Annotated in this window: 20 protein-coding genes; 10 read left to right on the forward strand and 10 right to left on the reverse strand. The window is 65.7% G+C overall.

The genetic code is table 11. The features are described 5' to 3' along the window. Window positions 1-197 precede the first annotated feature (197 nt). The 10 genes from DNK34_RS05035 to DNK34_RS05080 all read left to right on the forward strand — a co-directional run bounded on the left by DNK34_RS05035 (window position 198) and on the right by DNK34_RS05080 (window position 13079). A complete protein-coding gene (locus DNK34_RS05035) occupies window positions 198-2417 on the forward strand; it encodes a primosomal protein N' (RefSeq protein ID WP_131174424.1) in 2220 nt (739 codons plus the stop codon). A 256-nt stretch (window positions 2418-2673) separates the two neighbouring features. Beyond that, complete coding sequence (gene argS, locus DNK34_RS05040) at window positions 2674-4413, forward strand: arginine--tRNA ligase (protein ID WP_131177279.1); 1740 nt, start codon at window positions 2674-2676, stop codon at window positions 4411-4413. Then, window positions 4414-5100, forward strand: a complete 687-nt coding sequence (locus DNK34_RS05045) for an SPOR domain-containing protein (protein WP_131177278.1) — start codon at window positions 4414-4416, stop codon at window positions 5098-5100. It abuts the gene before it with no gap. Window positions 5101-5435: 335 nt separating this feature from the next. Further along, window positions 5436-5969, forward strand: coding sequence for an ATP-dependent protease subunit HslV (gene hslV, locus DNK34_RS05050; RefSeq protein WP_131177277.1), 534 nt, complete (start codon window positions 5436-5438; stop codon window positions 5967-5969). 25 nt (window positions 5970-5994) lie between these two features. Then, window positions 5995-7335 carry an ATP-dependent protease ATPase subunit HslU gene (hslU, locus tag DNK34_RS05055; protein WP_131177276.1) on the forward strand — a complete coding sequence of 447 codons (1341 nt, stop codon included), beginning with the start codon at window positions 5995-5997 and terminating at the stop codon, window positions 7333-7335. Window positions 7336-7431: 96 nt separating this feature from the next. After that, the gene (locus tag DNK34_RS05060; protein ID WP_131177275.1) at window positions 7432-7803 is read left to right on the forward strand and encodes a gamma-butyrobetaine hydroxylase family protein; all 372 of its coding nucleotides are present in this window, start codon (window positions 7432-7434) and stop codon (window positions 7801-7803) included. A 212-nt stretch (window positions 7804-8015) separates the two neighbouring features. After that, complete coding sequence (gene phaC / locus DNK34_RS05065; protein ID WP_131177274.1) at window positions 8016-9695, forward strand: class II poly(R)-hydroxyalkanoic acid synthase; 1680 nt, start codon at window positions 8016-8018, stop codon at window positions 9693-9695. Window positions 9696-9781: 86 nt separating this feature from the next. After that, the gene (phaZ, locus tag DNK34_RS05070; RefSeq protein ID WP_131177273.1) at window positions 9782-10645 is read left to right on the forward strand and encodes a poly(3-hydroxyalkanoate) depolymerase; all 864 of its coding nucleotides are present in this window, start codon (window positions 9782-9784) and stop codon (window positions 10643-10645) included. Between the two features lie 79 nt (window positions 10646-10724). After that, window positions 10725-12407 (forward strand): class II poly(R)-hydroxyalkanoic acid synthase, encoded by a 1683-nt coding sequence (gene phaC / locus DNK34_RS05075; RefSeq protein ID WP_131177272.1) that lies wholly within the window; start codon window positions 10725-10727, stop codon window positions 12405-12407. 57 nt (window positions 12408-12464) lie between these two features. Beyond that, window positions 12465-13079: a TetR/AcrR family transcriptional regulator gene (locus DNK34_RS05080; RefSeq protein WP_131177271.1), complete on the forward strand. Its 615-nt coding sequence runs from the start codon at window positions 12465-12467 to the stop codon at window positions 13077-13079. Between the two features lie 268 nt (window positions 13080-13347). Here DNK34_RS05080 and DNK34_RS05085 read toward each other — a convergent pair whose 3' ends face one another. From DNK34_RS05085 to DNK34_RS05130, 10 genes are all read right to left on the reverse strand, one after another. Further along, complete coding sequence (locus tag DNK34_RS05085; RefSeq protein ID WP_131177270.1) at window positions 13348-14232, reverse strand: phasin family protein; 885 nt, start codon at window positions 14230-14232, stop codon at window positions 13348-13350. Between the two features lie 10 nt (window positions 14233-14242). Then, entirely contained in the window at window positions 14243-14671 is a 429-nt protein-coding gene (locus DNK34_RS05090; protein WP_131177269.1) for a phasin family protein, read from the reverse strand. A 229-nt stretch (window positions 14672-14900) separates the two neighbouring features. Then, entirely contained in the window at window positions 14901-16022 is a 1122-nt protein-coding gene (locus DNK34_RS05095) for an AlgP family protein (RefSeq protein ID WP_131177268.1), read from the reverse strand. 215 nt (window positions 16023-16237) lie between these two features. Further along, window positions 16238-16699 (reverse strand): sigma D regulator, encoded by a 462-nt coding sequence (gene rsd, locus DNK34_RS05100; RefSeq protein WP_131177267.1) that lies wholly within the window; start codon window positions 16697-16699, stop codon window positions 16238-16240. A gap of 325 nt (window positions 16700-17024) precedes the next feature. After that, window positions 17025-18269 carry a heme biosynthesis HemY N-terminal domain-containing protein gene (locus tag DNK34_RS05105; RefSeq protein WP_131177266.1) on the reverse strand — a complete coding sequence of 415 codons (1245 nt, stop codon included), beginning with the start codon at window positions 18267-18269 and terminating at the stop codon, window positions 17025-17027. After that, a complete protein-coding gene (locus DNK34_RS05110) occupies window positions 18266-19405 on the reverse strand; it encodes a uroporphyrinogen-III C-methyltransferase (protein ID WP_131177265.1) in 1140 nt (379 codons plus the stop codon). Before DNK34_RS05110 ends, DNK34_RS05105 begins: the two co-directional genes overlap by 4 nt. A 19-nt stretch (window positions 19406-19424) precedes the next feature. After that, complete coding sequence (locus tag DNK34_RS05115; RefSeq protein WP_131177264.1) at window positions 19425-20195, reverse strand: uroporphyrinogen-III synthase; 771 nt, start codon at window positions 20193-20195, stop codon at window positions 19425-19427. Next, entirely contained in the window at window positions 20192-21130 is a 939-nt protein-coding gene (gene hemC, locus DNK34_RS05120; RefSeq protein WP_131177263.1) for a hydroxymethylbilane synthase, read from the reverse strand. The genes DNK34_RS05115 and hemC overlap by 4 nt, the downstream gene beginning before the upstream one ends. Before the next feature lie 167 nt (window positions 21131-21297). After that, window positions 21298-22044 (reverse strand): LytR/AlgR family response regulator transcription factor, encoded by a 747-nt coding sequence (locus DNK34_RS05125; RefSeq protein ID WP_131177262.1) that lies wholly within the window; start codon window positions 22042-22044, stop codon window positions 21298-21300. Further along, window positions 22041-23111 carry a sensor histidine kinase gene (locus DNK34_RS05130; RefSeq protein ID WP_242675109.1) on the reverse strand — a complete coding sequence of 357 codons (1071 nt, stop codon included), beginning with the start codon at window positions 23109-23111 and terminating at the stop codon, window positions 22041-22043. Before DNK34_RS05130 ends, DNK34_RS05125 begins: the two co-directional genes overlap by 4 nt. Between the last annotated feature and the right edge of the window lie 51 nt (window positions 23112-23162).

Consider the following 23162-nt stretch of genomic DNA (forward strand, 5'->3'; position numbering starts at 1 on the left):
GTCCCGCAAAAACAGGCGAAAAAACGCAATTTACTGGCTGTAAATGAGCATTACTCGCTCCGCTCGCCCTTCGGGCCGCACTAAAGTGCGTTAGCCGCAAGCGGCTTGTTGAGCCTATTAGAACGCAGGGATGGCAACATAGGTGGTTTTCCAAGGGCCTGCTAAGATCGCGCCTCGCCTGCCTGGAACCTCGCCACGTGCCCGACGCCATTCTGCGACTCGCCCTGCCCTCTCCGCTGCGTCGCCTGTTCGACTACCGTGCCCCGCCCGGCGTGTCGGCCCGCGACCTGCAGCCCGGCGCGCGCCTGCGCGTGCCCTTTGGCCGGCGCGAACTGATCGGCGTACTGGTCGAAGTCTGCGAGCACAGCGAGGTGCCGGCCGACAAGCTCAAGCCCGCCCTGCAACTGCTCGACCTGCAGTCGCCGCTCCCACCCGCGCTGTTTCGCCTCTGCCAGTGGACGGCGCAGTACTACCAGCACAGCCTGGGCGACACCCTCAACTGGGCGCTGCCGGTGCTGTTGCGCCAGGGCGAGCCGGCCGAGGCACGCCAGGAGCGCTTCTGGCTGATCGCCGAGGGCGCTCGCCAGGACGACCCGCGCCTGGCCCGGGCGCCGCGCCAGCGTGCAGCGCTGAAGACCATCGCCCAGCATCCCCACGGCGTCGCCCACCAACTGCTCAGCCAGTTGCAGATCAACAAGGACAGCCTGGACCTGCTCCGGGAAAAGGGCCTGGTGCGCCTGGAAGTACGCCGCCAGGCCAGCAGCGAGCGCCACGCCAACTGGCTGGCCCAGCCCGAACTGCCGCTGAACGTCGAACAACGCGCCGCCGCCGAAGCGGTGCGCGCCGGCTTCGACAGCTTCAACGCCTTCCTGCTCGCCGGGGTCACCGGCAGCGGCAAGACCGAGGTCTACCTGCAGCTGATCCGCGAAACCCTGGAAGCCGGCAAGCAGGCACTGGTGCTGATCCCCGAAATCAACCTGGGGCCGCAGACCCTGGCGCGCTTCGAGCGCCGCTTCAACGCGCGCATCGCCCTGCTGCACTCGGCGGTCAACGACCGCGAACGCCTGGACGCCTGGCTGGCCGCTCGCGATGGCGAGGCCGACATCATCATCGGCACCCGCTCGGCCCTGTTCACGCCGATGAAGCGCCCCGGCCTGATCATCATCGACGAGGAGCACGACGCCTCCTATAAACAGCAGGAAGGCCTGCGCTACCACGCCCGTGACCTGGCGGTGGTACGCGCCCACCAGGAAAACGTGCCGATCCTGCTCGGCTCGGCCACGCCGTCGCTGGAAAGCCTGCACAACGCCCACAGCGGACGCTACGCCATGCTGCGCCTGAACCAGCGGGCCGGCGGCGCGCAGGCCCCGCGCTTCCTGCGCCTGGACATCAAGAGCCGGCCGCTCGACGCGGGGATTTCCGGGCCCATGCAGCAGGCCATCGCCCAGACCCTGGCGGCCGGCCAGCAGGTGCTGGTGTTCCTCAACCGTCGCGGCTTCGCCCCGACCCTGCTGTGCCACGAATGCGGCTGGCTGTCGGAATGCCCGCGCTGCGATGCGCGCATGACCGTGCACCAGCGCAGCCATGAGCTGCGCTGCCACCACTGCGGCCACGTCGAACGCCAGCCGAGCAATTGCCCGAGCTGCAACAATGTCGACCTGCGCCCGGTCGGCGCGGGCACGGAACGCGCCGAGGAACGCCTGGAAATCCTCTTCCCCGGCGTACCGGTGTTGCGCGTGGACCGCGACAGCACTTCGCGCAAGGAGGCGATGAACACGCTGTTCAACACCGTGCAGCGGGGCGAGCCGTGCATCCTGGTCGGCACCCAGATGCTGGCCAAGGGTCACCACTTCCCGCGGGTGACCCTGGTCGCCATCCTCGATGCCGACGGCGGCCTGTTTTCCGCCGACTTCCGCGCCAGCGAGCGCATGGCGCAGTTGATCGTCCAGGTCGCCGGGCGTGCCGGACGCGCCGAGGAACCCGGCAAGGTGATCATCCAGAGCCACCTGGCCGACCACCCGCTGCTGGTGCAACTGACCGAGCAGGGCTACTTCGCCTTCGCCGAACAGGCCCTGAGCGAACGCCGCGCCGCCGGCCTGCCGCCGTTCTGCCACCTGGCCCTGCTGCGCGCGGAAGCGCACAAGCCGGGTCAGGCCGAAGGCTTTCTCGACGACGCCTGCAGCGAGGCCGAACAGCTGCTGGGCGACCTGCAACTGAGCGGCATCGAACTGCTCGGCCCGGTACCCGCGCCGATGGAACGCCGCGCCGGACGCTACCGCGCGCAACTGCTGCTGCAGGCCAACGCCCGCGCGCCCCTGCACAGACTGCTCGCCCACTGGCTGCCGATCCTGGAGAGCATGCCCAGCGGCCGCGCCGTGCGCTGGTCGCTGGACGTCGACCCGATCGATCTTTTTTAGGCTGGAGGCTGGAGGCTGGAGGCTGGAGGCTGGAGGCTGGAGGCTGGAGGCTGGAGGCTGGAGGCTGGAGGCTGGAGGCTGGAGGCTGGAGGCTGGACAGCGTTGTGGTCGGCCTTACTCCAGTCAAGCTTTTTCGTTCAGCCCTCAAGCCTCCAGCGTTGTTGTCGGCTTTTCATCCCGCTGGTGGCTTGCCGCTCCCCCCTATAGACCCCGATAATATGCGGTCTTGCCCATGCCTTATGCCGACCGAGTTCCCATGAAAGACAGCATTCGCCACCTGATCCAGCAAGCCCTGACCCGCCTGACCGCCGATGGCGTGCTGCCCGAGGGCCTGAGCCCGGCGATCCAGGTGGAGAACACCAAGGACAAGAGCCACGGCGACTTCGCCAGCAATATCGCCATGATGCTGGCCAAGCCCGCGGCGCTGAAGCCGCGCGACCTGGCGCAGAAGCTGATCGACGCCCTGCCCGCCGACGCGCAGATCGCCAAGGTCGAGATCGCCGGCCCCGGCTTCCTCAACTTCTACCAGAACAGCCAGGCCCTGGCCGAGCGCCTCGACGCGCAACTCGCCGATACGCACCTCGGCGTGCGCAAGAACGGCCCGGCCGAACGCGTGGTGGTCGACCTGTCCTCGCCGAATCTGGCCAAGGAAATGCACGTCGGCCACCTGCGCTCGACCATCATCGGCGACGCCGTGGCCCGGGTGCTGGAGTTCCTCGGCGACGAAGTGATCCGGCAGAACCACGTCGGCGACTGGGGCACCCAGTTCGGCATGCTGCTGGCGTTCATGGAAGAGAATCCGGCCGCCGCGGAAAGCGAACTGGCCGACCTCGAGGGCTTCTACCGTGCGGCCAAGAAACGCTTCGACGAATCCGCCGAGTTCGCCGAGCGCGCCCGCGCCCTGGTGGTGCAACTGCAAGCCGGCGAGCCCGAGTGCATGCGCCTGTGGCAACGCTTCAATGCCATCTCCCTGTCGCATTGCCAGAAGGCCTACGATCGCCTGGGCGTCAAGCTGACCCCGGCCGACGTCAAGGGCGAGAGCGCCTACAACGATGACCTGGCCAACGTGGTCGCCGACCTGCGCAGCCAGGGCCTGCTCAGCGAAGACAACGGCGCCCAGTGCGTCTTCCTCGACGACTACCAGAACGCCGAAGGCAAGCCGCTGCCGGTGATCGTGCAGAAGGCCGGCGGCGGCTACCTGTACTCGACCACCGACCTGGCGGCCATGCGCTACCGCAGCCGGGTGCTCAAGGCCGACCGCTCCCTGTACTTCGTCGACCAGCGCCAGGCCCTGCACTTCCAGATGGCCTTCGAGGTGGCGCGCCGCGCCGGCTTCGTGCATGACGGCATGCGCCTCGAACACATGGGCTTCGGCACCATGAACGGCGCCGATGGCCGCCCGTTCAAGACCCGCGACGGCGGCACGGTGAAACTCATCGACCTGCTCGACGAGGCCGAAGCGCGCGCCTACGACCTGGTCAAGGCGAAGAACGCCGAGCTGGGCGAGGACGAACTGCGGCAGATCGCCCGCGCCGTGGGCATCGGCGCGGTGAAATACGCCGACCTGTCCAAGCACCGCACCAGCGACTACAGCTTCAACTTCGAACTGATGCTCAGCTTCGAGGGCAACACCGCGCCCTACCTGCTGTACGCCTACACCCGGGTCGCCAGCCTCTTCCGCAAACTGGGCCGCAGCTTCGAACAGGTCGAGGGCCGCATCGAACTTCACGCGCCCCAGGAACTCGAACTGGGCGGCAAGCTCGCCCAGTTCGGCGAAGTCCTGGTAAGCGTCGCCGAAAAAGGCACGCCGCACCTGCTGTGCGCCTACCTGTACGACGTCGCCGGGCTGTTCTCCAGCTTCTACGAGAACTGTCCGATTCTGTCGGCCGACGACCAGGCGACCCAGCACAGCCGCCTGCGCCTCGCCGCGCTGGCCGGCCGCACCCTCAAGCAAGGCCTGCAATTGCTCGGCCTGGAAACCCTGGAGCGCATGTAAGTGGCAACCCGCAAGAAGCCCGCCGCCAAGCGCGGCGCCAGCCGCTACAAGGCACCGAGCAAACGCCCCGTACCGGGCTGGATCTGGCTGGCCTGCGGCCTGGTGGTCGGCGTGTTCATCATGCTGCTGGTCAACCTGCAACCGGGCAGCGACGCGATCAAACGCGACAAGGCCCAGCCCGAGCGGGCCGGCACCGCGCCCAAACCGACGCCTTCGGCGACCAGCCAGGAACCGGGCAAGCCCAAGTACGACTTCTACACCCTGCTGCCCGAGTCGGAGGTCATCGTGCCGCCGGACGCCGTACCGCCGCCCGCTCCACCGGCACAACCGACCGTGACGCCCGAGGAGGCGGCGAAGATCGACGCCGCCCGCGCCCAGGCCGCGCTCAACGGCGAAACACCGCCACCACCGCCCCCGGTCGCGCCGGCCGCCCAGGCGCCGCTGACCACGCAATTCTTCCTCCAGGCCGGCTCGTTCCGCCGCAAGGACGACGCCGAAAGCGTACGCGCGCAGATCATCCTGCTCGGTCAGAGCGTGCGCGTGGAATCCGGCACGGTGCGTGACGAAACCTGGCACCGGGTACTGGTCGGCCCCTTCACCAACCGCGAGCAACTGGCGCAGTCGCAGAAGGCCCTGGCCGCCAACGGTTTCAGCAACCTGTTGTTGCAGCAGCGCCAGAGCCGCTGAGAACAGGCCAGACGGCCGATAGGAGCGCTAAAGGCTGGAGGCTGAACGACAAGCAGACCGCACAGGCTCTTTCGTCCAGCTTTCCAGCCCACAGGATGGGTCGGGCCGCGTAGGCGAAACCCATCAATTGCCGATGGGTTGCACCCATCCTACGACCGGCCGCTATCGTCTTGACCCGATCACGAAACGAAAACCGCCTCTATTCGATCGCCCTGTACCCAAGGCCAGCCAGCAGGAAGGGCCGTTTCCCTACCGTTCATGCCGACCGGCTTGAACCGCACGCACGCCATCCCCATATACAGGGTCAACCCCGGAGCTGCCGAAGGAGCACGCCCTTGACCACTATCGTTTCAGTCCGCCGCCACGGCAAAGTCGTCATGGGTGGCGACGGCCAGGTTTCCCTCGGCAATACCGTGATGAAAGGCAATGCGAAGAAGGTTCGCCGCCTCTACCACGGCCAGGTCATCGCCGGGTTCGCCGGCGCCACCGCCGATGCCTTCACCCTGTTCGAACGCTTCGAAGGCAAACTGGAGAAGCACCAGGGCCACCTGATACGCGCGGCCGTCGAGCTGGCCAAGGACTGGCGTACGGATCGCTCGCTGAGCCGCCTGGAAGCCATGCTCGCCGTCGCCAACAAGGACGCCTCGCTGATCATCACCGGCAACGGTGACGTGGTCGAGCCCGAGCACGGCCTGATCGCCATGGGTTCCGGGGGCGGCTACGCCCAGGCCGCCGCCCTGGCCCTGCTCCAGCACACCGAGCAGATGAGCGCCCGGGAAGTCGCGGAAACCGCGTTGAACATCGCCGGTTCCATCTGTGTCTTCACCAATCAGAACCTGACCATCGAGGAACTGGACTCGGCCTGCTGAGCCGCGTCCGGACCGGAGCCGCCCCATGTCCATGACACCCCGCGAGATCGTCCACGAACTCAATCGCCATATCATCGGCCAGGATGACGCCAAACGCGCCGTGGCCATCGCCCTGCGCAACCGCTGGCGGCGCATGCAACTGCCGCTCGACCTGCGCGCCGAAGTCACGCCCAAGAACATCCTGATGATCGGCCCCACCGGCGTCGGCAAGACCGAGATCGCCCGGCGCCTGGCCAAGCTGGCCAACGCCCCCTTCCTCAAGGTCGAAGCGACCAAATTCACCGAAGTGGGCTACGTCGGCCGCGATGTGGAGTCGATCATCCGCGACCTCGCCGATGCCGCGGTGAAAATGCTCCGCGAGCAGGAAATGGTCAAGGTGCGCCACCGCGCCGAAGACGCCGCCGAGGACCGCATCCTCGACGCCCTGCTGCCGCCCGCGCGCAGTGGCTTCAACGAGGAAGCGGCGTCCAGCGGTGATTCCAACACCCGCCAGCTGTTCCGCAAGCGCCTGCGCGAAGGCCAGCTGGACGACAAGGAAATCGAGATCGAGGTCGCCGACACGCCCGCCGGCATCGAGATCATGACCCCGCCCGGCATGGAAGAGATGACCAGCCAGTTGCAGAACCTGTTCTCCAACATGGGCAAGGGCAAGAAGAAGAGCCGCAAGCTCAAGGTCGTCGACGCCCTGAAACTGGTGCGCGACGAGGAAGCCGGACGCCTGGTCAACGAGGAAGAACTCAAGGCCAAGGCCCTGGAAGCCGTCGAGCAGCATGGCATCGTCTTCATCGACGAGATCGACAAGGTCGCCAAACGCGCCAACGCCGGTGGCGCCGACGTGTCCCGCGAAGGCGTACAGCGCGACCTGCTGCCGCTGATCGAAGGCTGCACGGTGAATACCAAGCTGGGCATGGTCAAGACCGACCATATCCTGTTCATCGCCTCCGGCGCCTTCCACCTGAGCAAGCCCAGCGACCTGGTGCCGGAGCTGCAGGGGCGCCTGCCGATCCGCGTCGAACTCAAGGCCCTGTCGCCGGAAGACTTCGAGCGCATCCTGACCGAGCCGCATGCCTCGCTGACCGAGCAATACGCCGCGCTGCTGAACACCGAAGGGCTCAAGGTCGAGTTCGCCGCCGACGGCATCAAGCGTCTCGCCGAGATCGCCTGGCAGGTCAACGAGAAGACCGAGAACATCGGCGCCCGCCGCCTGCACACCCTGCTCGAGCGCCTGCTCGAAGAGGTATCGTTCAGTGCCGGCGACCTCGCCGGCCAGCAGAACGGCGAGGCGATCCGCATCGATGCCGCCTACGTCAACGGCCACCTCGGCGAACTGGCCGAAGACGAAGACCTGTCGCGGTATATCCTCTAAAAGCAGCGGCAAGCTGCAAGCCACGAGCTTCAAGCCAAGAGCGGCCCGCTTTTGACTCCAGCTTGTGGCTTGCAGCCTGCGGCTTGGAGCCGCCCCATGCGTATCCCTACCTCGATCAAGCTGCACAAGGCCTCACGCACGCTGGAGTTGCACTACGGCAGCGACGCCTATGAGCTCTCGGCGGAATTTCTGCGCGTGCATTCGCCGTCGGCCGAAGTACAGGGCCACGGCAAGCCGATCCTGCAGACCGGCAAGCTCAACGTCGCCCTGGTCGGGATCGAACCCGCCGGCAACTACGCCCTGAAGCTGACCTTCGACGACGGTCACGACAGCGGCCTGTTCAGTTGGGACTACCTCTATCAACTGGCCATCCGTCACGACGAATTGTGGCGTGACTACCTCGCCCAGTTGGCAGCGGCCGGCAAGTCCCGCGACCCCGATGAGTCGGTGGTACGCCTGATGCTCTGAACGAAGCCTTGCAGCGGCACACACGACCTCCCCCGCGGCACGCCCGCCGTACGCCCCACCGCGAGCAACTTGCGCAAAGCGCAAAACTCGGGTAACCAAGCAAGAGTCAGGTTCATGTCTTCATCCCCAGCGGATGAAGCACACACCGCCAACCGCAAGCCGTTGCCTGCAATGGCTGTCGGTACCCGACTCGGGACAAGGGAGCGTCGTAGATGAGTGACAAGAACAATGATGACCTGAAACGCCAAGCCTCCGAGAACACCCTGGGCCTCAACCCGGTCATCGGCATCCGCGGCAAGGATCTGCTGAGCTCCGCGCGCCTGCTGCTGACCCAGGCCATCCGCCAACCGCTGCACAGCGCCAAGCACGTCGCCCACTTCGGGCTGGAACTGAAAAACGTCCTGCTCGGCCAGTCCCAGCTCAGACCGGACGACAGCGATCGCCGCTTCGCCGATCCGGCCTGGAGCCAGAACCCCCTGTACCGACGCTACCTGCAGGGCTACCTGGCCTGGCGCCGGGAACTGCACGACTGGGTCGAACACAGCTCGCTGTCGGAGCAGGACGCCAGCCGCGGCCATTTCGTCGTCCACCTGCTGACCGAGGCCCTGGCGCCCAGCAACGGCATGGCCAATCCGGCGGCGCTCAAGCGCTTCTTCGAGACCGGCGGCAAGAGCCTGCTCGACGGCCTCTCGCACCTGGCCAAGGATCTGGTGCACAACGGCGGCATGCCCAGCCAGGTCGACATGAAGGCCTTCGAAGTCGGCAAGAACGTCGCCACCACCGAGGGCGCCGTGGTCTTTCGCAATGACGTGCTGGAGCTGATCCAGTACCGGCCCATGACCGAGCAGGTGCAGGAACGCCCACTGCTGGTGGTGCCGCCACAGATCAACAAGTACTACGTCTTCGACCTGTCGCCGGAAAAGAGCCTGGCGCGCTTCCTCCTGCGCAACGGCCTGCAGACCTTCGTGGTGAGCTGGCGCAACCCGACCAAGGCCCAGCGCGAGTGGGGCCTGTCGACCTACATCGAGGCACTCAAGGAAGCCATCGAGGTGGTCACCGCGATCACCGGCAGCAAGGACCTGAACATCCTCGGCGCCTGTTCGGGCGGGTTGACCACCGCCTCCCTGCTCGGCCACTACGCGGCCCTGGGCGAGCAGAAAGTCCATGCCCTGACCCTGCTGGTCAGCGTGCTCGACACCCAGCTCGATAGCCAGGTAGCGCTGTTCGCCGACGAGAAGACCCTGGAAGCGGCCAAGCGCCGCTCCTACCAGGCCGGTGTGCTGGAGGGCAGCGACATGGCCAAGGTGTTCGCCTGGATGCGCCCCAACGACCTGATCTGGAACTACTGGGTCAACAACTACCTGCTCGGCAACGAGCCGCCGGTGTTCGACATCCTCTACTGGAACAACGACACCACGCGCCTGCCGGCCGCGCTGCACGGCGAATTCATCGAGATGTTCCAGAACAACCCGCTGACCCGCGCCGGCGCGCTGGAAGTCTGCGGTACGCCGATCGACCTCAAGCAGGTGAGCTGCGACTTCTTCGTGGTGGCCGGCAGCAATGACCACATCACGCCCTGGACCTCCTGCTACAAGTCGGCCCTGCTGTTCGGCGGCAAATGCGAGTTCGTGCTGTCCAACAGCGGCCATATCCAGAGCATTCTCAACCCGCCGGGCAACCCCAAGGCGCGCTACATGACCAATCCGGACATGCCCAGCGATCCCAAGGCCTGGCAGGAAGAGGCGACCAAGCACACCGACTCCTGGTGGCTGCATTGGCAGAAGTGGCTGAACGAACGCTCCGGCAAGCTGAAGAAGGCCCCCGCCGCCCTGGGCAACAAACGCCACCCCGCCGGCGAAGCCGCGCCCGGTACCTATGTGCATGAACGCTGAGCCGCCGTCGCGGCTGTTCGTCGAGTTCGCGCGACGGCCAGCGTGCGCATCCAGCATTTCGGCCAATCACTGACAGGGGCAGGCGCATGTCGTTACCTTTCGTGTTTCGCACCATCGACCTGGGTGGCCAGACCATCCGCACCGCCGTGCGTGCCGGTAGCCCCGACAAGGTGCCGCTGCTGATCTTCAACGGCATCGGCGCCAACCTCGAACTGGTGATGCCCTTCGTCCGCGCCCTGGATGCGGACCTGGAGGTGATCGCCTTCGACGTGCCCGGCGTGGGCGGTTCCTCGACACCGGCCACGCCCTACCGTTTCCCCGGCCTGGCGAAGCTGGCGGCGCGCATGCTCGACTACCTGGACTACGGCCAGGTCAACGTCATCGGCGTATCCTGGGGCGGCGCCCTGGCCCAGCAGTTCGCCCATGACTACCCGGAGCGCTGCAAGAAGCTGGTGCTGGCCGCCACCTCGGCCGGCGCGGTGATGCTCCCGGGCAAGCCCAGGGTGCTCTGGCGCATGGCCAGCCCGCGGCGCTACGTGCAGCCGTCCTATGGCGTGCACATCGCCGCGGACATCTACGGCGGCGCCTTCCGCCGCGACCCCAAGCTGGCCCTGGCGCATGCCAGCAAAGTGCGCTCCGGCGGCAAGCTGGGCTACTACTGGCAACTGTTCGCCGGCCTCGGCTGGACGAGCATCCACTGGCTGCACAAGATCCGCCAACCGACCCTGGTGCTGGCCGGCGACGACGACCCGATCATCCCGCTGGTCAACATGCGCCTGCTGGCCTGGCGCATTCCCAATTCCGAGCTGCACGTGATCGACGACGGCCACCTGTTCCTGGTGACGCGCGCCGAAGCGGTCGCGCCGATCATCATGAAATTCCTGGCCGAGGAACGGCAGCGCGCCGTCATGCACCCACCGCACGCCAGCGCCGTGCGCAGCGGACACTGAGCAGACGGACCAGCGCTGTACTAGTGTAAGAGTCGGGTAGTGACAGCCCATGCCTCTCAGCCTGAAGGGAGTGTTGCCCATGCCAGACAGCCGCCGCACCGACAGCCTGCCCGACCCGGCCAGGGCGATGAATGCCCAGAACGCCGTCATCGGCCTGCGTGGCCGCGATCTGCTTTCCAGCGTGCGCACCCTGGCCCTGCAAGGACTCAAGCAGCCCGTACACAGTGCCCGTCATGCACTGGCCCTGGGCGGGCAACTGGGACGCATCCTGCTTGGCGACACCCTGCACCCGGTCAACCCGCGGGATACGCGTTTCACCGACCCCACCTGGCAACTCAATCCCCTCTACAGACGCAGCCTGCAGGCCTACCTGGCCTGGCAGAAGCAACTCAACCGCTGGATCGACGAAAGCGACCTCGGCGCCGATGACCGCGCCCGCGCGCGTTTCGTCTCTTCGCTGCTCGGCGACGCCCTGTCACCCTCCAATACCCTGCTCAACCCACTGGCGCTCAAGGAGCTGTTCAACAGCGGCGGCAGCAGCGTGTTCAGGGGCCTCGGCCACCTGCTCGACGACCTGCTGCACAACCATGGGCTACCCAGCCAGGTCAGCAAGCAGGCCTTCGAAGTCGGCCGCAACCTGGCCAGCACACCTGGCGCGGTGGTGTTTCGCAACGAGCTGCTGGAACTGATCCAGTACAGGCCCATGAGCGAAAAACAGTACGCCAGGCCGCTGCTGATCGTGCCGCCGCAAATCAACAAGTACTACATCTTCGATCTCGGCACCGACAAGAACTTCGTCCAGTATGCGCTGAAGAACGGCCTGCAGACCTTCATCATCAGTTGGCGCAATCCGGATGCGCGGCACCGCGAATGGGGCCTGTCGAGTTACGTCCAGGCCATCGAGCAAGCGCTGGATGTCTGCCGCACGATCACCGCGAGCAAGTCCGTCACCCTGGCCGGAGCCTGCGCCGGCGGCCTGAGCATCGCCGCGCTACAAGGCCATTTGCAGGCCAGAAAACAACTGCGCAAGGTGGGCTGCGCCACCTACATGGTCAGCCTGCTCGATAGCCAGATCGACAGCCCGGCGCTGCTCTTCGCCGATGAGCAGACCCTGGAAGGCGCCAAGCGCCGCTCCTACCAGCAGGGCGTGCTGGACGGCCGCGACATGGCCAGGGTGTTCGCCTGGATGCGGCCCAACGACCTGATCTGGAACTACTGGGTCAACAACTACCTGCTCGGCAAGCAGCCGCCGGCCTTCGACATCCTCTACTGGAACAACGACAACACCCGCCTGCCCGCCGCCCTGCATGGCGACCTGATCGACTTCTTCAAGCACAACCCGCTGATCCGCAGCGGCGGCCTGGAGGTCTGCGGTACGCCGATCGACCTGCGCAAGGTCACTGTCGACAGCTTCAGCATTGCCGGCATCAACGACCACATAACGCCCTGGGACGCGGTGTATCGTTCGACGCTGCTGCTCGGCGGCAAGCGCCGCTTCATCCTGTCCAACAGCGGCCATATCCAGAGCCTGCTCAACCCGCCGGGCAACCCCAAGGCCAACCACTTCGAAAACGGCAAGCTCACCTCCGACCCACGGGCCTGGTACCACGAGGCCGAGCCCGTCGCGGGCAGCTGGTGGCCGCAGTGGCTGAGCTGGATACAGGAACGCTCCGGCGCCCGGCGTGAAACGCAGATGGCCCTGGGCAATGCCGAGTACCCGCCCATGGAAGCGGCGCCCGGCACCTACGTCCATGTGCGTTGAAGCGGCGATACGCATGCCCGCTGACCGCGTCCCACCTGCGCAGCGCAAGAGCAACGGATGAAAACCCGCGAGCGCATCCTCGAAGCCGCGCTGCAACTGTTCAACCAGCGCGGCGAACCCAATGTCTCCACCCTGGAGATCGCCACGGAACTGGGCATCAGCCCCGGCAACCTGTACTACCACTTCCACGGCAAGGAGCCGCTGATCCTCGGCCTGTTCGAGCGCTTCCAGGGAGAACTGTCGCCGCTGCTCGATCCACCCGCCGAAGTGCGTCTTGGCGCGCAGGACTACTGGCTGTTCCTGCACCTGATCGTCGAGCGCATGGCGGCCTATCGGTTCCTCTTCCAGGATCTCTCCAACCTCGCCGGGCGACTGCCCAAGCTGGCGCACGGCATGCGCCTGTGGCTCAACAGACTCAAGCGCGCCCTGGCTTCCCTGCTGGCCCGCTTGCAAGCCCAGGGGCAACTGCCCAGCGACAGCCACTCGCTGGGGCAACTGGTCGAGCAGATCACCCTGACGCTGCTGTTTTCCCTGGACTACCAGCGCATCCTCGGCGGCAAGGTCGATAGCCGCCTGGTGGTCTACCAGGTGATGATGCTGGTCGCGCCGCACCTGCAGCACGAGTCACGCCTCACCGTCGAACACCTGGCCCGCCGTTACCTCGAGCCCTGACAACGAAAACGCCCGGCACTGGGCCTAATGCCGATCAGATAAGGCTTTGTGCGCCTACAGAAGAAGGGCGGCAAACCGCCGCCCGTGTAGGAGCGTCGACCTCGGCGCGATGCAATGGCGGCCATTCCACAAAACCAGTGGTGCGATCCGCAATCGCCGCGGGGTCGCGGCTCCCACAGGGCCAGGGCAAACCGCCGTTTTGCGGGCCAATGCTTAACTGACTGGCATTAGGCACTGGACCGGGCGTTTTCTGTAGCGCAGTGCAGCCTCAGGACTGACTGGTGGACGTCGGCGCTGCCGGAGCGGACGGTGTAGCCGCCGGCACCGGGTTTACCGCAGGCGTGGCCGCTGCCGTCGGAGTCGCCTTGCTCGCCGCCGGTTTCTTCGCCGCGGCGGGCTTGCTCGCAGGCTTGGCGGCCGGTTTGGGCGCCGCTTTCACGGCAGGCTTGACTGCCGCCTTGGCAGCAGGCTTGGCGGCACTTTTGCTCGCCGCCGGTTTGGCCGCGGGCTTGCTGGCGGCCGGCTTGGCAGCAGCAGCTTTCGCCGCTGGCTTGGCCGCAGGTTTCGCGGCGGCAGACTTGGCCGCTGGCTTACTGGCGACTGCCGGCTTGGCGCTGGACTTGGCGGCCGGTTTGGCCGCGGCCGCCTTGCTCGCCGGTTTGCTGGCAGGCTTGGCTGTCTTGGCCGCAGCAGCCGGCTTGGCGGCTGGCTTGGCAACGGCCTTGGCCGAAACGCCAGTGAGTTTCTCCAGCTGCTTGGTCAGCAGGTCGACCTTGTCGTTGAGCGTCTTGACCTCATTACGGCTGGGCACGCCAAGGCGCGAAATGGCATTGTTCAAACGCTTGTCGAACGCCTCTTCGAGCTCGCCCCACTTGCCGATCGCCTTGTCCTTGACCTCGTCGACCCTGGACTTGGCGCTGCCGACCCGGGAATCGATCGACGACTTGACCGACTCGGCCTGCTTGTCGACTCCGCTCTTGGCAGCCTTCTCGGCTTTCTCGCCATCCTTGACCAGCGTGTCGAACAGCTTGGTGCCGTCCTTGCTGACCTTGGAGTAGGCGCCCAAACCTGCCAGCCAGATCTGGCGCGAGTATTTTTCAACCTCGCCGATCCACGAGCCGGTCTGTTTCTCGGTTTTCTTTTTGACAGCCATCCTGCTCTCCTTATTTGGTACGCGCGACGTGCTCGAGCAACGCGCTCAGCTCATCCAGCTTAGCAGAGAGAGTTTCTATATCCTGCCGGGATGGAATGCCGATGCGGTTGAGGGCGCCAGCCACTCGGGAGTCGAATGCCTGCTCGATCCTGTCGAGCTGCGCACCGACTTTGTCTTTGACACTGAAAACACTGCTCTTGACGCTGTCGAGCTGGCTATTCGCTGCCTCGACCTGTTCATTGACCCGTGTCTTGCCCTGCTGTTCAACCCCTTCGCCGATCCTGATCAACTCCCTGAGGTAATCGGCCCCTTCCTGGCCCACCTTGACATACATACCCAGGCCCGCCAGCCAGACCTTCCTGGCATAGGATCTGGCGTCACTGAAGACGGCCACTTGGGTATCGACAAGCGTTTTTTTCCTGATGGCAACGTTCGACATGCTGCACCTCACACAGTGGCTGGGAGATCGCCCACAACGACAGGCTTGGGTGCACCGTAACGGGGAAAACTAGAATGCGCATACTAATCGGGACGCCAGCGCGGATACCGACGGGGTCAGCGCAGAAAGGCGCTCGATGGCGGGAGCGGTATGAACCGGAGCGAGCCTTGCGCTCGCTGGCCGCAGCCTGCAACCAGATAGGCTGGCCACAGACTACAGACAGGACGACTCAGGATGCGCTTGGAGGCGTCACACCATTGGTCGTGGTAGCGGCTGGCGCAGGGCTGGCGGCGGCTTCGCTGACAGGCTTGGCAGCCGTGGGCGAACTGACTGCAGGCTTATCAGCAGCAGCGACTGGCTTGGCGGCGGCTTTAGCGGCAGGCTTGGCAGCGGCAGGCTTGGCAGCGGCCGGTTTGGCAGCAGCTTTAGCAGCAGGCTTGGCGGCAGCCGGTTTGGCGGCAACTTTAGCAGCGGGCTTGGCAGCAGCCGGTTTGGCCGCGGCTTTAGCGACAGGCTTGGCTGCGGCCGGTTTAGCGGCAGCTTTAGCAGCAGGCTTGGCAACGGCCGGTTTAGCGGCAGCTTTAGCAGCAGGCTTGGCAGCAACCGGTTTAGCGGCAGCTTTAGCAGCAGGCTTGGCGGCAGCCGGTTTGGCCGCGGCTTTAGCAGCGGGCTTGGCAGCAGCCGGTTTGGCCGCGGCTTTAACGACAGGCTTGGCAGCGGCCGGTTTGGCGGCGGCTTTAGCAACAGGTTTGGCAGCGGCCGGTTTGGCGGCAGCTTTAGCAGCAGGCTTGGCGGCAGCCGGTTTGGCCGCGGCTTTAGCAGCGGGCTTGGCAGCAGCCGGTTTGGCGGCAGCTTTAGCAACAGGCTTGGCAGCGGCCGGTTTGGCGGCAGCTTTAACAGCAGGCTTGGCAGCAACCGGCTTGGCGGCGGGCTTGCTGCGGCTGGTCAATACCTTGTTGGCAGCTTCACGAACCTTGCCTACGCCCTGAGCCAGCCTGAGGCTTTCCTGAGCATCGCGCTTGAGCTGCACGATGTACTGACGGGTTTCGCTTTGCCGGGCCTGCAGAGAATCGAGCAGCTCTTCCAACTCGCTTACAGCAGACTTGGCCTTGGCTTGCGCCTTGGCCTTGCCGGCAGTTGCAGCGGCTTGCAGCTTGGTGCGGGTCTTGTGCAGTTTTTCCTGGGCGCTGCCACGCTGCTTTTCCAGTTTGGCGAGCACTTTTTCGGCATCGACCAATGCTTGCGAGCAGGCATTTTCAAGATGCTCGAGCAAACTGCCGGACAGTTGTTGCAGCAAATGCAAAGGAGTGGTGACCGATTTCTTTTTCACGTCTTTTTTCGTGGCCGACATAGCGCGCCTCCTGGCGGATGAGATGAGCCCATACTAGACGCCTGAATCTGCGCTCGCCAGAGGCTGTTTGCAAGCATATACGTAAGGGACTCGAGCCCTCATGGCAACGAGGGCTCGGAAAGAAGCGTGGCGAAGGCCCACGCAAAGGGCTGGTAGAACCAGCGGTGCCGCGCAAGGCGGCGCCTATCGGATGCGGCCCCCAGGGTCATGGCCGCCTATAGCGCGGCGGCAGTGGCCTGCTGCTTGTGGGCATTGTGCAGCACTTCGATCAGGCAGTCTTCCAGTTCGAAACGCTCGTGGAGCATCTGTCCCAGGCGTTTGAGCGCTTCGCCCAGCGACGCGCTGTCGCGACAATCGCCCGTATCACAACGATCGTTGAACGACAGCGCCGCCTCGGTGATCGCTTCGATGCGCGGGTAGATCTGCCTGGCCAGTTCGAGACCGCGATGGTCACCGAAGGCCTCGGCTTCGTTGGTCAGTTGCTCGTAGACCTCGAAGTGGCCAGCCGATACGTAATCGACCAGAATCTCGCAGAATTTCTGCAGGGCGGATATGTCGCCGGCATCGTCAATGGCCGCATAGGCTTTGACCAGGTCGGCGCGTTCCTGCAACCAGCGGTCGATCAGCAGGTGGACACCCCCCCATCGTTCCTGGGCGTTCTGACAACTCTCGAGCATGATGACCTCGCTTCCCTTATCGGTATTTCCTGTAGGCATCCAGGCCGCGACAGCTGCTGAATCAGGCCGCGGCAGGCCTGAGTCGAGTTGGACGCCCGGCAGCGCTCTCATCTGCACCGGAGCCAGCGAAAACGTCCATACATCGACCCTTGAGCCTGCAACCTAACATGATTGAGCGCATCTTCCGAACGGTGATTTCGGGCATGGCATGCGCGCCAGATTATGCCCGCTCGCCATGCCCTTCAAGGCATCTTCGTCAGAAACCCGGGCTTGCCGCACCTCGCCTGGCCTGTGGTGCGCCGGCCTGATCGCCAGCGTGGCCGCCCTATACGGCCAGCGGTGCCGGCAAGGCCTGCCCGCTCAGGCGTCGATCGAGCAGCCCGAGCCCTTCCTGGAACAGCTGGTTGCTGCGCTCCACCTCACCCAACTGCGCCAGCAGGCGCGCCAGTTCGGCACAGGTTTCCGGATGCCGTTCGAACGCCAGGCTGCTTTCGAAATACTCGCGGGCCTTGCCCCACAGCTGGTTGTGCAGGCACAGGCGGCCAAGGGTCAGCAACAGGCCGGCGTCCTCGGGATGCTGCTTCAGCCAGCCTTCGGCAGCCTGCAGCTGCCGGGCCGGATCACGCCCCCGCAGCAGCCCGTAGAGGCGCACCAGACGGCTGTCGTACTGGCGGCTCAGGGCCTTGTGCAACAGCTCTTCGGCGCCAGGCTCGGCGCCCAGCATGCGCAGCCGCTCGGCGTACACCGCGAGCAGTTCCGGCTCATGGCGCAAGCTGGAGGACAGGCGCTCCCAGGTCTGCGCCAACGAGGCCAGGGTACTGCCCGTGTCGCCCGCCACGCCGTCGATGCTGGCCAGCCGGCCGCGCCAGGCCTGGCGCTCGAGCTCGTCCAGCTCGGCCGTGCCCAGGGCCTTTTCCTTGCGCAACTCCGGCAGCAGCCCCAGTAGCGCCGGCCAGTCGCCACGCAGCAGGTACAGCTGCTGCAGCTGACGCAGCACCAGAGGGTGTCGCGGATAGCGCTCGTGCATCACCTGCAGGGTTTGCAGAGCCGTGTCGACCTGTCCGCGCGCCAGCTGCAACTCGGCGTGGGTCAGGGCGATGGCCAGCTCGGCGTTCGGCTGGCGCTCGAGCGCCTCGGCCAGCAAGGCATCGCTGTCTTCGTACTGCTCCAGCTGATTGGCGGCACGCGCGGCCCCCAGGTAGTGCATCAAGGGTTGTGGTTCGCTACGCGCGGCCCGGCGCAGATGGGCCAGGGCCTTGCTCCAGCGCCCTTCGGCCAGCTCCAGAAAGCCGTGTTCCGAGGCGTGCCGTACGCGGCGCCGGCGATGCAGGCGCGACCAGGGGTTGACCAGCCCGGCCGAGGTGAGCACGGCGCGCAGCAGCAGGCGCAGCAGATAAATCAGCAGCCAGAGCGCGACGATCAGGACCACGAACGCCCACAACGTCGACTCGTAACGCAAGCCCTGATAGGCGAACAGCACATAGCCCTTGTGTTCGGCGATGGCCAGCCCGAGCAGGGCCAGTGCGCCAACGACCAGCAGACAGACGAGCAGCAGATAGGCCCGCTTCATGGGCGCGCCTCCTCGATCTCCGTCGGCGCATCTTCGCGCTCGAGCCGCTCGCGGGCCGATTGCTTGTGCTGGATATAGGCCTGCACGGCATTCAGGGCCTGGCTCAACTCGGGCGCCTCGACCTCGATCGGCTGCTCGACCAGTTCGCCGATGCGTTTGCGCAAGGCGCGACTGTCCGGGTTGTCACGATTGAAATGGGCGTCGAGCACATCGGCGGCCTGCTGCAGGGCCTGGCGGTAGACCTGGGTCTGGCCGTGCAAGGCCGCCCACTGCGCCTGCTCCAGGGCCAGGCTCAGGGCCAGGCGCACCTGGGTCAGGCTCTGCCCGGCGAGCAGCGGGCGGATGTTCTGGTCGGCATTGAAATCGAGGCGGAAATACTGCGACAGCGTGTGCAGCCCCCGAGCCCACCAGGAGCCCGGCTGGCTTTCGGCGGCCAGTTCCCCCAGCACACCGCCCTCGGCGACGAAGGCCGGGCTCAGCGCGTTGAGCTGTGCCGCCTGCTCGCGCAGTGCCCCGAGCTGGAGGAACAGGCCGGTACGATCCGGATTGTGCGTCGCCCGCAGCGCCTCCAGGCTCTTGGCCAACTGCTCACGGGCGGCGAAGGCGGCCGGGTCGTCCTGATCGCGGAGGATCTCGTCGGCACCCTGCACCAGCGCCTCGGCGCTGTTGATGTCCTGCAGCGCGGACAGCCTCAGGCTGGCCAGGCGCAACAGGTGCTCGGCCTCGGCCAGACGCCAGTCCTGGCGGCTGGCGCCGAGTACGGTTTCCAGACGCTGGTTGAGCAACTGCTGATCGCCCTGCAACTGAGCCACCAGACGCCGCCGGGTTTCCAGTTCCTCCATCGACGGCAATTGCTCCAGGCGACGGTCCAGGCCCTCGGTACGCTGGGACAACGCCGCCGTCTTGCTACGCGCATCCTCCAGTTGGCCAGCCTGCTGGGCGCTGCTGGACTGCAAGGCGCGCAGCTGCCATGCACTCCAGGCACCGACCCCGACGCCGGCCACGGCAATCAGCAGGGCAACCACGGCCAATGCCGTGCCGCGCGAAGCGGGTCTGGCTTCGACGGCGACGGGGGAGGGCTCGGACTCGGAGACTTGCTGCACCGGTTGCTCTTTTGGGGAAGTCGCTTCGCTCACGTATCCATCCTTTGCATCACTAGTCGGGGGAGGCCTGCGCATGCAAGGCCGCCAACAACGCCGCGGCACCAGCGCCACGACAATCCACAACGATCCGTGCGCCCTGCCCCCGGGCCATTTCGGCGACCCGTGGGCTGGGCACGAACAGGGGCATCCGCGCCACCTGCGGCCAATCGTCAGCAGCCAGCTGCAGCAAATGCGCCAGCCCCTGCCCACTGCTGACCACCAGCCCATTCAAGCGTTCCACCTGTAGACGCTGCTGCAAGGCAGCGGCTGGATAGCTCGGCAGGAAGCGCCGGTAGACGGGCAGATAGTCAACCTCCACGCCTTGCTCGCGCAAGCGTTCGGCGAGCAACTCGCGGCCGTCTTCGCCGCGGATGATCAGCACGCGCGGTATCAGCGCCGCCGCCAGCACCTCGCGCAGTTGCGGCAGATCCAGCAGCGCCTCGCTGTCGTCGCCAGCGCTCGGCCAGTGAACCGGCAGGCCGTAATCCGCGAGGATCTGCGCCGTCCCCGCGCCGACGCAGAACCAGGGCTGCTCGGCCAGGGGCTGCGGCCAGTAGCGATCGAGCAGGTCGAGGCCCAGGCGCGCCGCCGGCTTGCTCACCACGATCACCGCACTGTAGCGGTTCAGGTTGCAGAGGGTCGCACTCTGCGCCGGGGTTTCCGCCAGGGGCTCGATGCCCAACAGCGGCAGGCAGCTGCTGTGAATGCCATGCTCGGCCAGGCTGGCGGCCAGGCTCCGGCACTCCGGTTCCGGCCGCGTCAGCAGCAGACGCCAGGCGCTCACTCGGTAGCGGCCTCGCCATAGACCGCCTGCAGGATCGCGCCCGCGCCCTGGGCGAGCAGCGCCTCGGCCACCTCGATGCCCAGCCGCTCGCCATCCCCGGCGGCGGCACGCTGCTCGGCGCGCAGCAACAGCTCGCCGTTGGGCGAACCCACCAGGCCACGCAACCACAGCTGCTCGCCATCGAGCACCGCATAACACGCGATGGGTACCTGGCAGCCACCATTGAGGCGCTTGTTCAGCGCCCGTTCGGCGCTCACCCGCAGGGCCGTCTCGGTATGGTTCAACGGCGCCAGCAGCGCCTGCAGTTCGCTATCGGCGCTACGGCACTCGATGCCCACCGCGCCCTGGCCACCGGCTGGCAGGCTGTGTTCGACGCTGATCGAGGCGCGGATGCGGCTCTCGAAACCCAGACGGATCAAGCCGGCGGCGGCGAGGATGATGGCGTCGTATTCGCCGGCGTCGAGCTTGGCCAGGCGCGTGTTGACGTTACCGCGCAGGAAGTGGATGTTCAGGTCGGGGCGGCGTGCCAGCAGCTGCGCCTGGCGGCGCAGGCTCGAGGTGCCGACCACGCTGCCGGCGGGCAAGGCATCGAGGCTGTCGAAGGTGTTGGAGACGAAGGCATCGCGCGGATCCTCGCGCTCGCAGATGCAGAACAGACCCAACCCCTCGGGGAAGTCCATCGGCACGTCCTTCATCGAATGCACGGCGATGTCGGCCTGATCCTCGAGCAGGGCGGTTTCCAGTTCCTTGACGAACAAGCCCTTGCCGCCGATCTTGGCCAGGGGCGCATCGAGCAGCTTGTCGCCACGACTGACCATCGGCACCAGGCTGACGGCCAGGCCTGGATGCGCCTGCTCCAGGCGGGCCTTGACGTGTTCGGCCTGCCACAGGGCCAGGGCACTCTTGCGGGTAGCGATGCGGATTTCGCGGGGCATGGGACAATTCCAGAAAACGAACTGCCACGGATGATAACAGGCAACTACAGCTGCAAGCTGCAAGCTGCAAGCTGCAAGCTGCAAGCTAGCGTGGCCGGAACCTCACGATCGCAGCAAGCTTCTGCTTTTGCGCTCTTACTTGAAGCTTGTGGCTTGAAGCTTGCCGCTCAAAGATGATTCATCAGCTTGCGCACACCGGCCACATGCCGGCGGCTGACCACCAGCGCATCGCCATTGAGGCCCCTGAGGAACAACTGGAAATGTCCCAGGGGCGTGCGTTGCAGGCGTTCGATGCGTTCGCGGGCGACCAGGGCGTTACGGTGGATACGCACGAAACGGTCACCGAACTCGTCCTCGAGTGCCTTGAGCGGCTCGTCGAGCAGCACCTCGCCACCGTCGTGGCGCAGGGTCACGTACTTGTGGTCGGCGATGAAATAGATGACCTGATCCAGCGGGATCAGCTCGATGCCTTTGCGCGTTCGGGCGCTGATATGACTGCGTGGGCCGGTGCCGCTTTCCGCCGCCGGCCGGGTCAGCGCCGCGAGCTGTATGCGATTGAGGCGCTCGGCTTTCTTCAGCGCCTCGCCGAGGTGTTCGGCGCGGACCGGTTTGACCAGATAGCCCACGGCACTGACCTGGAAAGCCTCCAGGGCGAACTCGTCGTGGGCGGTACAGAAAATGACGGCGGGCGGTGCTTCACGCTCACAGAGTTTGGCCGCCACCTGCAGGCCGTCCAGACCCGGCATGCGGATGTCCAGCAGCACGATATCCGGCTTGAGGCTTTCGATCAGGGTCAACGCCTCTTCGCCATTGCTCGCGGCGGGCTCGAGAACACGATACCCCTCCAGCTCTGCAACCATGCGGCTGAGTCGCTCTCGGGCCAGTGGTTCGTCATCGACGATCAAGACATTCATAATGCTCTGGCTTCCTGCGTGAGTCCCGCACAAGGATAGCGTAGACGGGTGTAATGGCGGCCGTCACGGCGCTCCACGCTGAGACTTGCCAGCGGCCCGAAAAGTGCCGCAAGACGCGCATCAATGTTGGCAAGCGCCTGATGCGTTCCGCGTGAAGCCTGCTGCTCGTCCCCGTCTTCGTATGGATTGCTGACGCTCAGGTTGAATACGCCATCGGCGTAATTGGCGGCTATCTGCACCAGTCCCCCCTCGATGCGCGGTTGGATACCATAGATCAAGGCATTCTCCAGCAACGGCTGCAGCGTCAGCTGGGGAATGGGCAGGTCAGCCGGCACGGCCTCGATCTCCCATTGCAACTGTAGTCGGTCGCCGAGCCGGTAATGCTCGATCGACAAATAGCGTTTGGCCAGTTCCAGCTCCTCGCTCCAGCGCACCAGACTACCGGGCTTGGCCAGGCTGGCACGGAACAGATCGGACAGATCCAGCACCGCCTGTTCAGCCTTTCCAGGATCTATGACCACCAGGCTGGCGATGCTGTTCAAACTGTTGAACAGGAAGTGCGGACGGATCCGTGCCTGCAGCGACTCGATACGCGCGCGCAGCTCGGCCTGCTCCTGCCGCCGCCACTGACTCTGCAGGTAGAAATAGCGCAACAGCAGCGCCGACATGATCAGGCTGATCAGGGCATGGCGCAGGTACAGGTTGACCTCGCCATCGCGCGGCAGCGGTCCGCCGAGGTCGTAGTAATCGGCAATCGCGGTGCAGCCCAGGGTCAGGCCGACCACGATGGCGCAGCACAGGCCGCCGGCCCAGGCGGCACGCAGCCGCGCCAGCAACGGGCGCAGGCGACAGAGCAGGGCCGAGGACAGCAGCACGATCCACTGCACGAACAGCGAGGTCAGGGCCAGGCGCACCCAGTCGAAACCGGGCAGCATCGGTTCGGCGAGCACCAGCACCAGCACCAGCAACTCGGCGAGCAGCACGGTACTGAGCAGGGCTTCGGGTTCGCACAGCTCCGGCACGAAGAAGTCGTTGACCTGGGCGCTGACTGGTTTTTTCTGGGTCATGGGCATCGGCGCAGTTTCCGCGCACGCCGGGGCGGCGACAAGAGAGCCGGC

The organism is Phytopseudomonas dryadis (assembly GCF_004327355.1).
Lineage (GTDB): Bacteria > Pseudomonadota > Gammaproteobacteria > Pseudomonadales > Pseudomonadaceae > Aquipseudomonas > Aquipseudomonas dryadis.